12 protein-coding genes and 1 tRNA gene are annotated in these 11,529 nt (G+C 70.0%); 12 read left to right on the forward strand and 1 reads right to left on the reverse strand.

The annotated features are described in order from the left end of the window. The first annotated feature begins 21 nt into the window (after nucleotides 1–21). From ACIRQ7_RS17830 to ACIRQ7_RS17885, 12 genes are all read left to right on the forward strand, one after another. Nucleotides 22–219, forward strand: coding sequence for a hypothetical protein (locus ACIRQ7_RS17830; RefSeq protein ID WP_404263412.1), 198 nt, complete (start codon nucleotides 22–24; stop codon nucleotides 217–219). 1,027 nt (nucleotides 220–1,246) lie between these two features. After that, the gene (locus ACIRQ7_RS17835; RefSeq protein WP_404263413.1) at nucleotides 1,247–2,503 is read left to right on the forward strand and encodes a hypothetical protein; all 1,257 of its coding nucleotides are present in this window, start codon (nucleotides 1,247–1,249) and stop codon (nucleotides 2,501–2,503) included. Continuing rightward, nucleotides 2,496–4,658, forward strand: a complete 2,163-nt coding sequence (locus ACIRQ7_RS17840) for a hypothetical protein (RefSeq protein ID WP_404263414.1) — start codon at nucleotides 2,496–2,498, stop codon at nucleotides 4,656–4,658. Before ACIRQ7_RS17835 ends, ACIRQ7_RS17840 begins: the two co-directional genes overlap by 8 nt. 212 nt (nucleotides 4,659–4,870) lie before the next feature. Then, nucleotides 4,871–5,065, forward strand: a complete 195-nt coding sequence (locus ACIRQ7_RS17845; protein WP_404263415.1) for a hypothetical protein — start codon at nucleotides 4,871–4,873, stop codon at nucleotides 5,063–5,065. Nucleotides 5,066–5,084: 19 nt separating this feature from the next. Then, entirely contained in the window at nucleotides 5,085–5,537 is a 453-nt protein-coding gene (locus ACIRQ7_RS17850) for a hypothetical protein (protein ID WP_404263417.1), read from the forward strand. A 9-nt stretch (nucleotides 5,538–5,546) separates the two neighbouring features. Then, nucleotides 5,547–5,684 carry a hypothetical protein gene (locus ACIRQ7_RS17855; protein WP_404263418.1) on the forward strand — a complete coding sequence of 46 codons (138 nt, stop codon included), beginning with the start codon at nucleotides 5,547–5,549 and terminating at the stop codon, nucleotides 5,682–5,684. Between the two features lie 85 nt (nucleotides 5,685–5,769). After that, the gene (locus ACIRQ7_RS17860) at nucleotides 5,770–6,477 is read left to right on the forward strand and encodes a DNA methylase (RefSeq protein WP_404263419.1); all 708 of its coding nucleotides are present in this window, start codon (nucleotides 5,770–5,772) and stop codon (nucleotides 6,475–6,477) included. Further along, complete coding sequence (locus ACIRQ7_RS17865; protein ID WP_404263420.1) at nucleotides 6,474–7,394, forward strand: bifunctional DNA primase/polymerase; 921 nt, start codon at nucleotides 6,474–6,476, stop codon at nucleotides 7,392–7,394. Before ACIRQ7_RS17860 ends, ACIRQ7_RS17865 begins: the two co-directional genes overlap by 4 nt. Continuing rightward, a complete protein-coding gene (locus ACIRQ7_RS17870; RefSeq protein ID WP_404263422.1) occupies nucleotides 7,391–7,726 on the forward strand; it encodes a hypothetical protein in 336 nt (111 codons plus the stop codon). The genes ACIRQ7_RS17865 and ACIRQ7_RS17870 overlap by 4 nt, the downstream gene beginning before the upstream one ends. Beyond that, the gene (locus ACIRQ7_RS17875; protein WP_404263424.1) at nucleotides 7,723–9,273 is read left to right on the forward strand and encodes a YfjI family protein; all 1,551 of its coding nucleotides are present in this window, start codon (nucleotides 7,723–7,725) and stop codon (nucleotides 9,271–9,273) included. The genes ACIRQ7_RS17870 and ACIRQ7_RS17875 overlap by 4 nt, the downstream gene beginning before the upstream one ends. A gap of 366 nt (nucleotides 9,274–9,639) precedes the next feature. Then, complete coding sequence (locus ACIRQ7_RS17880) at nucleotides 9,640–9,828, forward strand: helix-turn-helix transcriptional regulator (protein ID WP_404263426.1); 189 nt, start codon at nucleotides 9,640–9,642, stop codon at nucleotides 9,826–9,828. 66 nt (nucleotides 9,829–9,894) lie between these two features. Then, entirely contained in the window at nucleotides 9,895–11,277 is a 1,383-nt protein-coding gene (locus ACIRQ7_RS17885; RefSeq protein ID WP_404263427.1) for a tyrosine-type recombinase/integrase, read from the forward strand. Between the two features lie 156 nt (nucleotides 11,278–11,433). Here the strand turns inward: ACIRQ7_RS17885 and ACIRQ7_RS17890 are convergent. Continuing rightward, a tRNA-Ser gene (locus ACIRQ7_RS17890) sits at nucleotides 11,434–11,520 on the reverse strand. Between the last annotated feature and the right edge of the window lie 9 nt (nucleotides 11,521–11,529).

The raw sequence follows: 11,529 nt of genomic DNA on the forward strand, positions 1-11,529 counted from the left end.
CCTCCTCTGCGAAGGACTGCCATGGGCCTGACGAAGAAGCTGGCTGCCGCGCTCAAGCGGGACGACGAGCGTGAAGAGGCCGGTATGCACGCCGACGACCGGGTCACCTGTTACTCGCATCAGTCCTGGGCTGAGGACTGCGAGGGCCGCCATCGGAAGCCCAGCGCCGGCAGCTTGCTCGCCGAGCACAACGAACTCCAGCGCCGCCGCATGCAGTAGCTCATACCGGCCCTGACTGGGTCGTTCGCACGGCGCCCCCGGCCCGCTTTCCAGGGCCCGGCCGGGGGCGCCTTTCTGACTCCTTGAGAGGAGCCCGTTCAGCATGCCGGAAAACACCACCACGGCCGAGCAGGCCGAGGAGATCACCCCCACACCCGCCACTGACGACACCACGCTCCTGCCGCAGCAGGAGACGGACGGAAAGGTCCTGAACCTGCCCGTCCCTGGCCCGGACGAGAACTACGAGCCGAGCCAGCCGGACGAGGACGACCAGGAGGAGGAAGCAGAGGAGGAGGATGCCCCTGAGAGGGATCTGCCGGCGGCGCCGCTTCTGGCGAACGCCGTGAACCTGTCCACGGTCGGGGTGTGCAGTGCACTCAACACCGTGGGCCCGGTGGGCGCACTGGTGGCCGGTGGAGTGGCTGCGGCTGGCGTAGGCGCCCTGGGCGTCGCGGCATTCCGCTCCGCTCGCAGCAATGCTCAGCGACGGGCGGCAGTAGCGACCACGACCGGCGCCGGACGCTCCGGCCGGGCATCCCGTGGCCGCTCCGCCGGCAGGGGTGCTTCTGGCGCGGACCGTCGGGCAGGCTCCGGTCGAGCTGCTGGCGGGCGTGCCGGAAGCGGTGGCGGCCGGGGTGGCCTGTTGCGCCGCCGCGGTGCCGGGACAGGTACGAGCGGCCTCGGCACAGGTCGCGGCGGTGCACGGCGCCAGACGACAGCGGCCGGCGGTGCCGGCCAGGGACGGGCGGGTACTGGTCATGATGCGTCGGGGCTCGGTTCCGTCGGCCTCGGCAAGCACGCCGCCCGCGCATCCGGTACGGGCGCGAACACCCCTGGCAAGCGGCAGGGTTCGGGCTTCGGCACGCCCAGGTCTGGCGCGCGGCGGGATTCTGCGCGGGGTGGCGGGCGCCACGGAGCCGCAGGTAAGGGCAGCGCTCTTGATGGCGGGCGCGGGAAGTCTGCAGGGGGCGCGTCCGGCGCCGGTGTCGGCTCTGCCGGTCGGGCGCATGGCACGGGCCGGGAGACGGTGGCGGCCGCACAGAGCCGCACCGCCCGCCTGATCGCTTCCGCCGGGGAGCGTCTGGACCAGTGGCGTGAGCGGGCTGGGACGTGGCTGCGGGCGTGGGGTGCGAAGGCGTGGGCCTGGATAAAGCCCAAGGCCGCCCGGCTCTGGGCTGCCACGAAGCCCCTGCGCCGCCGGGCGTATGCCCGCCTGCGGCATTACCTGCGGCTGGCGGCTGCAGCGTTCTTCGCCACGGTCGCGGCCCTCGCGGTGATGCCCGCCTCCCTGTTCGTCGGGGCAATCGCGAACGTCCCAGCGGCCGTCAGTAAGCGGTTCCGTTTCACGGGGGCCGGGATGTCGTGGCCGGGGCGGGTGGCCCGGAAGGTCTTCGGCAAGCTCGCCGATGCCTCCCGCCGCCGCCTGAACTCCCAACTGGCCGACATGGCTACCCCGATCACCTCCGACGCCGACCACGTCGGGCACGTCTGCGACGACCCCGGCGCCACCACCGGCCCGGTCACCGAGGAACCCACCACGAGGGGAGAGCACGTGAGCGTCTTCGCCACCAGCGCGGAGGAGGTCGCAGGCGCCTACGCCGCCTACGACCCGCCGGCCATGGCCGCCGTCGCGGCCGAGTACAAGGGCCTGCCGGACGCCATCCGCTTCGTCAACGACGCCGTGATGGCCCTGGCGGAGAACTCCGCCACGATCTACCCGATGGACCCGGCCATGGCAGAAGGCGTCTCCCAGGTCTCGCAGGTCCTGGAAGCCACCGCCGCCTACGCCGACGAGATCGAACCCACCTTCCGGCAGGTTCACGAGCACGACGTGATGCGGCTGGAGAACCCGCGGGTCAACGAGCACTGGTGGAACGTCGGCGGCATCGACGGCGACGGAGCCCTGTGGGCCACCGCCTCCGTCCTGGCCACCGCCGCCGAGGAAGTCCGCGGCGTCTACCAGTCCTGGTCGCCCGAGGGCATGGGCGACAGCGCCGCCATGGCGGTCGGCGCCGAGTACGAGGGCCTGCCCGTCGGCCTGGAACACCTCGCCGAAGCCGTCACTTCTCTGGCCACGCGGTCCGCGGACACCTACCCGGTCGATCCGTGCATCGCCGAGATGGTCGCCGACGTCGTCCACGGCCTGCGCAAGGCCATCTCCGCCGCGATGGAGCTGCAGCCCGCCTTCCGCCGCCTGCACTCCGAGGAGATCGACCACAACGAAAACCCCCGCAACAACGAGCACATGTGGGCCGCACCCAAGAACGGAGGAGCACATGCCTGACCTCGACTGGCACGGTAGCCACACCCTCAACACCGCCACCGCCACCGCCGTCACCTCCGCACTCGCCGTCTCGTCCCTGACCTACGCGACAGGCGTGCACCCGATGTGGGACATGGCCGTCGCCGCGGGCGGCGCCCTGGGCGCCGCGGCCGACGGTGCCCGGCGCGGACGGCTGGGCGGGACACTCGCCTATCGGGCCGGTCTTTGGCTGGCGGCCGGGGGCTGGTCTTCCTGGGCCGCCGCCGGCGGCCCGCCCTGGTCCCTGCCGACCCTGGCTGCACTCGCCGGTGCTGCGCTGGCCGGGCGCCTGTCCTGGAACGCCGTTGGCCGCTATGAGAGCGCCGAGAAACTGCGACGCCGCAAGGCCGCCGAGGTGGCTGCGCAGGCGGAGAGGCAGGAGCGGCACGATGCATGGGGCGAGCAGTGGAAGGACCGCCTGGCCCGCATCGCGAAGCTGGAAGGCTGCAAAGTCGTGGCGATCCAGCCGTGGACGGCGAACACCGGTTACACCGTCGAAGTCGACCTGCCCGGCGGTGCTACCTGGGGCCAGCTCAAGCGCTTCGAGGACGCCCTCGGCTCCGACCTCCGCCTGGACGAAGGCTGCGGCGTCGAGGTGGCCGGCGGGCGGCGTAAGGGCACGGCCATCATCCGCGTCTCCACCGTGAATGTCATGCAGAACGATCTGCCCTTCCCGCTGGATCTGTCGCCGACCAGCATCGACGGCGAGTTCGCCATCGGCCTGCACCGCGACGGCACCCCCGCCCTCGGCTCACTGGCCTTCATCTGCGGACTGGGCATCGGCGACACCGGATCCGGCAAGACCAACACCCTCAACGTCATCAACGCCCAGCTCGTACGCACCGTCGATGCGATGGTGTGGCACATCGACACCACCGGCGCCGGCCTGTCCCTGCCGTGGCTGACCTCCTGGGCACTGAACGGCACGCACGAGCGGCCGGTCATCGACTGGAGCGCCCACACGCACGACGAGACGCGGGCCATGCTCACCATGGCCATCGAGATCATCGAGGTGCGCAAGCGCCGCTACCAGCAGCTCATGCGCAAGGCCAACGACACCAAACTCCCCGCCCGCACCGACGTCCCCGAGATCATCATCGTGGTCGACGAGACCGCGGACCTGCCCGGCAACATCAAGCAGCAGATCGAAACCGTCATGAACACCGGCCGCGCGGTGCGCGTGCGGGTCCTGGTCTCCTCCCTGCGCGCCACCTCCGACTCCATTCCGGTGGCGGTCAAGAAGCGCGCCAAGTGGCGCTGGGGCATGTACGTCACCGACCCCGAGGAACTGTCGTACCTGTTCTCCGGGTTTCAGCAGGTTGACCCTGCCGACGCCCCGTGGCCGGGGTGTGGCTTCAACGCCTACGGATCGACGAAGCCGCGGCCGTTCAAGGCGTTCGTGCTGGATCCGGACCGCATGGATCAGATCGCCGCCGCCGTCTCCGCACGGCGCCCGGTGCTGGATGAGATCTCCCGCAGCGTGCCGTACGGCCGCTACTACGAGTCCCGTTGGGCGCGCGTCCTGCCCGCCTTGTATGAGGGCGAGACGCTGCACCCGGTCACCCGGCCCTACACCGACGTAACCGTCGTACCCGTCCCCACCGCAGGCGCCCCGGGCTCGACGGTCCGTACGAACCCGGCGACGGGTGCCATAGCGGGCGGGCCGGGCGCCGAGATCAAGCCCGGCAGCCCCGCATGGGAACGCCTCTTCCCCAACCGCGCCACCAACAACACCCAGGCACCTGGCGCCCAGGGAGAGGGGCCCGGCAAGTCGCTGCGGCTCGTAGTCAACAACACCGGCCAAACGCCCCAGGAGGCGAACGACACGGCGGACAAGGAGCCGCCGGCCGAGCACCAGACCGAGGAGGCCGCGCCGCAGCCTGCTTCGTCGTCCGCGCCGATGCCGTCGGCGCAGGACGCCGCGATGCGTCTGCTGCTGGACGCGGGGCCCGAGGGCACCGGGCCCTCCCGCATGGAAGCCGACCTCAAGACCCTCGGCTACCGCACCCACCGCACCACCATCTCCGGATGGCTGCGCGTGTGGGCAGCCTCCGCCGAAGTCCGCCAGATGGGCACCGGAACCCAGGCGTACTACGTCCACCGCAGCTACGCCACGAACCAGCAGGGCGGCAACTGAGCGTCACCAACGTGTGCTTGTTGTCGCTTGTAGCGACAACAAGCACACCCCCCTCCGACCCCCCTCTGAGGCCCTGAACCCCCTTGGCTTTGTTGTCGCTACAAGCGACAACAAAGCCACTACAAGCACGCACCGTCACCACCTCAGCCCCTGGACCGGACCGCCGGCCGGGGGCTCACGCGTCCGCCCACACACTGACCACAGGAGCCCCCATGGCTGTGACCCTCTCCGCCGTCGTCCTGCTCGGCATCCTCACCATCGCCATGGTGCGCAGCCGCTCCGTCACCGCCGGAAGCGCCGTCGTCGTGTTCCTCTTCGGCTTCTTCGTCGCCGGAACCGGCGCCCACCAGCCCATCAACGCCCTGTGCCAGGCGATAGCCGACGCCCTCACCCACCTCATCGCCTGACCCGGCCGCCGGAGTACACATGAGCCCCGAACGCACCCACACCAACACCCCGCCGATGCGCGCCGAGGAGGTCCCGCCCGGCGTCCAGGAAGTCATCCTCCCCAACGGCGAACGCGCACTCGCCTACAGCACCGGCCCCACCACCCCACCGCCGTCGCCCGCCGTTCCGGCGGCGCCGGTCGCGCAGCCGATCCCGGCCTGGGCCAAGTCCACGGCCCTGCTCGCGCCGACTGTCGGCGGCGGCATCGCGATCGCGGCGGTCGGACTCTCGGCTGCGGCCCCCGGGCTGGTCGCCGTGAGCCATGTCCTGTGGTCCGCGGTTGCCGCCATTGCTGCTGGCGGTGTCGTCGCTGGTGCGGTCATCGGCCGTGTCCGCGCCCGCATCAGCGCAGCCCAACGCCCCCACATCACCCAGCACATCACCGCCAGCGGCATGTTCGGCCGCGCCAACGGAACCATCAACCACCGCTAGGAGAACCGCATGTATGAGGACGACGAGTTGTTCAGCGCCTGCGAGTTGTGCGAGCCGAGCGACGGCAGCGAGCCCTACCCCTACGCGCACTGCTGTTGCTGCGGCGCCGACGGGTCCAGCCAGTACACCGACTGCACCTGCGCCTAGCCATGGCTAGGGCGGGCCGCCTCTCACGCCAATGATCGCGGCCCGCCCTGGTCTCCAGCTCCAGCATGAAGAGGAGACACCCAGCATGACTCAACCTGCCCCCCTCCGGCGAGCCTGCCCCCGCCTGTTGGCGGCTTTCTGCGGCGTCGGCGGAGACAGCGACGGCTACCGAAAGCGCGGATTCCACGTCACTGGCGTGGACAGCAACCCGCAGCCCCGCTACATCGGCGACGCCTTCCACCAGGGCGACGCCGTCGAGTTCATCCGCGAGCACGGCCACGAGTACGACTTGATCCACGCCGGGCCGCCGTGCCAGTTCGACTGCACCCTGACCGCCGGCACCAACGCCGCCAAGCGTTCGCTCTACCCGAACCTGCTGGAGCCGACCCGCGCGGCCCTGGAGTCCACGGGTCGGCCTTACGTGATCGAGCAGCCGCCCGGCCGTGCCTCGAAGCGGATGCGGGTGGACGTGACGCTGTGCGGCGAGATGTTCGGCCTGGCCGTCCTCCGCCACCGCAACTTCGAACTCGGCCACTGGACCGCCCCCAAGCCGGTTCACAAGCCCCACCGGGGCCGTGTCGCGGGGATGCGGCATGGGGTCTGGCACAAGGGTCCGTACTTCGCTGTCTACGGCGAGGGTGGCGGCAAGGGCACCGTCGCCCAGTGGCAGCAGGCCATGGGCATCGACTGGACCAGCGTCCGCAAGGAGATCGCCGAAGCCATCCCGCCGGCCTACGGCCAGTGGCTCGGCCGCGCTTTCCTCGCCCAGGCCGCGCTGGAGGTGGCGGCATGAGTGAGCACCTCGTGAAGGCAGCCCTGGATGCTGCCGGGCGCGGCTGGCCCGTCTTCCCACTCCGCCCCGGCGACAAGCGGCCAGCAGGGCACGCCGAGGCGCGCTGCCCCGGCGCCGGCCGATGCGCGGACGGTCATCGCACCCCGGAGCAGCGCGCCACCACGGACCGAGCGGCTATCGAACGGTGCTGGCGGGCACACCCCTACAACGTCGGTATCGCCACCGGTCCGGCCGGGCTGGTCGTGGTCGACCTGGACGTGCCCAAGGACGCGGACGATATCCCTCCGCCGGAGTGGGCGGCGATGCCGGACGGGATGGACGTGTTCGCTGCCCTGTGCGAGCGCGCAGGGCAGCCCATGCCCACCGAGACGTACACGGTGCGCACCGGCCGTGGCGGACTGCACCTGTACTTCACCGCGCCTGAGGGAAAGCGGCTACGTGGGAGCGCAGGGCGGTTGGGGTGGAAGGTCGACACCCGAGCCTGGGGCGGATACGTGGTCGCGGCAGGGAGCACCGTCCACCGCCGGCCGTACGAAGTCATCCACGACGCGCCCCCAACACGCCTCCCCACGTGGCTTGGTGACCTGCTCACCCCACCACCCGCACCCAAGCCCGCCAGCGCCACCGCGCTCCGCTCCCGCATCAAGCGGAAGGACCGCTACGCGGATGCCGCCCTGGCCGGTGAGGTCGCCAAGGTCAACGACGCCCCGACCGGCACGCAGAACATCACGCTCTACAAAGCCGCCTACGCCCTCGGACGCCTGATCGCGGCCGGAACCCTCACCGAGCAGGAAGTCAACGACCGCCTTACGGACGCAGGACTGGCCAAGGGCCTGGCCCCCTCGCGGGTCGCCGCCAGCATCCGCGACGGCATCCGCCGCGCCACCGCCAACGCCCGAGGAGGCGACGCGGCATGACCACCACCCACAACCCCCGCTCCGCCGAACCTGCCCCCGCTCCCACCGGCAGTGGTGCGCCGAAGGGAGGCGCCGAAGGCGTCCTTTCAGCAGTTCGCCCTGACCCGCGCCCGGCCGCCGGGCACGAGCCGGAGTGGGTGTTCTTCGGCCTGCACATCATCGCCCCGCCCAGCTTCTCGGCTGCCACCAGCGCCACTGCCGCGTGCCGGTGCGGCTATCGGCGCCAGGGCAAGGGCCGCGCCGCTGTCCTGCGGATCGTCGAGGACTTCACCAACCACCAGACGGCCTGCCCCCATCACACCGGCCTCGCCGAGAGGAGGAACGTCGCATGAGCACACAGCCTGTGGACACGGACCTGTGGGAGGGCTTCAACGCCCTCGACACCCAACAGGCCACCACCGCCCCCTGGGAGGAACCCGCCCCCCTCAAAGGGCAGCGGGCCCTCGCAGACTTCCCCGTCCACGCCCTGCCCGGATGGCTGCGCGACTTCGTCGCCGCCGTCGCCGAGGAGACCCAGACCCCTGCCGACCTGGCAGGGAGTCTCGCCCTGTCGGTGCTGGCGACGGCGGCTGGCGGCCGGAGTCAGGTCCACGTCCGCGGGTCGTGGAAGGAGCCCACCAACCTGTACGTGGCGGTGGCCCTGCCCCCGGCGAACCGGAAGAGCGCGGTGTTCACGCTGCTCACGGATCCGCTCTACGACGCCGAGAAGCGGCTCGTAGAGGCCGCCACGCCGGCGATCGTGGAAGCGCAGGTAACCGCCAGCATGGCCAAGGAGGCCGCCGAGCACGCAGCCTCCAAAGCTGCCAAGGCCGGGCCGGACGAACGCGACGCCCTGATGGAGTCGGCTCAGGCTCTGGCACAGACGGCAGCGTCAGTGCGGGTACCGGCCGAGCCCCAATTACTGGCGGACGATGCCACCGCCGAGACGGTCGCCACCACACTGGCCGAGCAGGGCAACCGCATCGCCGTGATGTCGGCCGAGGGCGAGATCTTCGACATCATGGCCGGCCGCTACTCCAGCGGCGCTCCCAACCTGGGCGTCTTCCTCAAGGGACACGCCGGGGACCGGCACAAGGTCAACCGGCAAAACCGCAAGGAGTACATCGAAGATCCCGCCGTGACCATCGGGATCTGCGTCCAGCCCCAGGTCCTGGAAGCCATCGGCCGCAACGAAGCCGCCCGCGGCCGGGGCCTGCTCGGGAGGTTCCTGTACTCCCTGCCGGAGTCACTGGTCGGCTACCGCAAGTCGGAACCCGACCCCATCCCCGAAGACGTCCGGGCCACCTACAGCCGCAACATCATCGACCTGACCCTGGCACTGGCCGACCAGGCCGAGCCCGCCGCCATCGAACTCAGCCGCGAGGCGTACGGGACCCTGCGGGACTACATGGACCGTGTGGAGCCCAAACTGCGCAAGCGGGAAGGGGCGTTGGGGCACATCGACGACTGGGCGGGAAAGGTCGTGGGCGCCACCGCCCGCATCGCCGGCCTGCTGCACCTTGCCGAACACCTCGAAGCAGGCCCCACGCTCCCCATCTGCGAGGAGACGATGCGCGGAGCCATCGAGCTGGGCGAGTACTTCACCAGCCACAGCCTGGCCGCCTTCGACGTCATGGGGGCCGACCCCACCGCCGACCGCGCCACCAGCCTCCTTGAAACCCTCCGGGCCCACGGCTGGGGCGAGTTCAGCAAGCGAGAGCTGATGCTCAAGGTCTCCCGATCCGAGTTTCCCACCGCAGACGCGCTGGACCCCGCCCTGGGCCTCCTGGAAGACCACGGCTACCTCCGAGCCCTGCCCGTCCAGCGCACCGGCGGACGCGGCCGGCCCCCCTCCCCCCGCTACCTCACCCACCCCCGACTGAGCACCCCGGCAACCTGACCCCCGCCACAGAAACCACAGAAACACATAAATAAGGGGACCCTGCGCCTGACCTGCGGCAACGACCGCAGGGAGGGACGGCTCGGCGCTCACACAGAAATCCGCGAAAGTCACACACAAAATGAGCCTCGGCCCCGCCTAGCGCTCGGATCGTCCGCTGGACCGACGCGGCGAACGAGGACGGCGGGAGCCCGCACCTATTTGTGTGTGACTTTCTGCGATTTCTGTGTGAGTCCACCCGCAGGCCCCAGGCATCGCATTCCCGCAGGTCAGGACACCTGCCCCGGCTTTCTGTGTATTTCGTGGTTTCTGTGTTGCGGCCCCTTGGCACTCACCCAGTTCAGCCCATGACGAAGGAGCACCTCAGTGTCCAGCCGGAAGATGCTCAAGCTCACTGAAGTACTCGAAGAGATCGACATGAGCCGCGCCGCCTTCTACCGCATGCGCGCCCGCGGCAAGGCACCCAAGCTCATCAAGCTCCCCAACGGCCAGCTGCGCGTTCGGAGGACGGACCTCGACGCCTGGTGGGCGGAGTGCGAGCAAACCGCCGCCTGATCCCGTGACCACCCTGAAGGGGCCCGCCACTCGGCGGGCCCCTTCTTCGCGCCCCTGTGGAGAGCCGTGCTCACCTACGAAGTCGAAATCTGGTCCATCCGCTCTCGCAAGAACCGCCCCAAGCCGTTCGAGCTGCGGTGGCGCGTCGGCACTCGGCCGCACTCAAAGAGCTACAAGACCAAGGCACAGGCCGACGGTCGCAGGTCCGAGTTGCTGTCTGCTCTCCGAGACCGGCAGCAGTTCGACGAGGACAGCGGCATGCCGGCCAACGAACTGGACGCCCTCAACAGCCCGACCTGGTACGACCACAGCGTCGCGTACGCCCTCATGAAGTGGCCGCAGGCTGCGGCAAAGCAGCGAGCGAACATCGCAGAGTCTCTCGCTACGGTCACCCCCGTCTTCGTCTCCACCTCACGCGGTGCCCCCGCCCCGGCCGTGCTGCGGGTGGCGCTGCATCAGTGGGCCTACCGCGCGATTCGCACACCCAACGGCCAGCTGATGCCCCGCGCTCTGGGCGAAGCGCCTCCAGGTGAAGTTCAAGCAGCGCTGGTGTGGTTGGCGAAGAACTCGCTGAAGCTGAACGAGGCAGCGAAGCCTGACCAGCTCCGGAAGGCGCTCGATGCGCTCTCGCTCAAGCTCGATGGCGACACCGCAGCTCAGACCACGATTCGGAGGAAACGCACGGTCCTGAATAACGCTCTCCGCTTCGCCGTTGAGAGGGGCTTGCTCCCCGCCAACCCACTGCAGAGAGTCGACTGGGCGGCCCCTCCGAACGACGACGAAGTGGACTTCCGCTTCGTACCTGACGCCCGGCTCGCCCGTGCCCTGCTTGAGGCAGTTCGCGGGCAGGGTGACCGAGGGGAGCACCTCGCCGGCTTCTTCGGGTGCGTGTACTACGCCGGCATGCGACCGTCCGAAGTCGCTGCACTGGATGAGAAGGCCTGCACGCTCCCGGCGGATGGGTGGGGCGAGCTGGTCCTAGCGAACAGCCGGCCAGAGGTCGGCTCAGGGTGGACGAACGACGGAAAGTCCTACGAGGCGCGTGGGTTGAAGCGGAGGGCCCGCAACACCACTCGCTCCATCCCCATCCCGCCCGAGCTGGTGAAGATGCTCAGGCAGCATCTGAAGCAGTTCGGAACGGCTGAGGACGGCCGTCTCTTCCGCGCCTCGCAGGGCGGGCGTATTCGATCCACGGAGTACACGACCGTCTGGCAGCGAGCGCGCGAGACAGCGCTCACTCCAGCAGAGTTGGCCTCTCCTCTCGCAGCGGTGCCCTACTCGCTCAGGCACGCGATCGTCTCGCTGTGGATCAAGGCGGGCGTGGACCCGGTGGAGGTTGCCCGGCGGGCCGGCCACAGTGTGGCCGTGCTCTATCGCTTCTACGCCAAGGTGCTGCACGGCACGCAGACGCGAGCGAACGCCTTGATCGAGCAGGAGCTGGGCGGGTGAGGTCGCCGGCCACCATCGAAATCCTGGCCCGCCGCTGGCCCGTACCCCCTGGTCAGCGGCGGGATACAGGCGAACCGGGGTGAGACAGCCCCAACGCAAAAGGGGTGCCCGATTTTCTCGGGCACCCCTTCTGACCAGCTAGTTCGCTGACCTCTGCGGAGGCTGTGGGATTTGAACCCACGGTGGCGTTGCCGCCACGACAGTTTTCAAGACTGTTCCCTTAGGCCGCTCGGGCAAGCCTCCCCGCGGCGC

The organism is Streptomyces sp. NPDC101393, from assembly GCF_044767385.1.
Lineage (GTDB): Bacteria > Actinomycetota > Actinomycetes > Streptomycetales > Streptomycetaceae > Streptomyces.

Excerpts from the sequence above, each read along its gene's own strand:
- ACIRQ7_RS17830 (WP_404263412.1), top strand. The coding sequence starts at position 22 with ATGGGCCTGACGAAGAAGCTGGCTGCCGCGCTCAAGCGGGACGACGAG.
- ACIRQ7_RS17840 (WP_404263414.1), top strand. The coding sequence starts at position 2,496 with ATGCCTGACCTCGACTGGCACGGTAGCCACACCCTCAACACCGCCACC.
- ACIRQ7_RS17845 (WP_404263415.1), top strand. The coding sequence starts at position 4,871 with ATGGCTGTGACCCTCTCCGCCGTCGTCCTGCTCGGCATCCTCACCATC.
- ACIRQ7_RS17850 (WP_404263417.1), top strand. The coding sequence starts at position 5,085 with ATGAGCCCCGAACGCACCCACACCAACACCCCGCCGATGCGCGCCGAG.
- ACIRQ7_RS17855 (WP_404263418.1), top strand. The coding sequence starts at position 5,547 with ATGTATGAGGACGACGAGTTGTTCAGCGCCTGCGAGTTGTGCGAGCCG.
- ACIRQ7_RS17860 (WP_404263419.1), top strand. The coding sequence starts at position 5,770 with ATGACTCAACCTGCCCCCCTCCGGCGAGCCTGCCCCCGCCTGTTGGCG.
- ACIRQ7_RS17865 (WP_404263420.1), top strand. The coding sequence starts at position 6,474 with ATGAGTGAGCACCTCGTGAAGGCAGCCCTGGATGCTGCCGGGCGCGGC.
- ACIRQ7_RS17870 (WP_404263422.1), top strand. The coding sequence starts at position 7,391 with ATGACCACCACCCACAACCCCCGCTCCGCCGAACCTGCCCCCGCTCCC.
- ACIRQ7_RS17875 (WP_404263424.1), top strand. The coding sequence starts at position 7,723 with ATGAGCACACAGCCTGTGGACACGGACCTGTGGGAGGGCTTCAACGCC.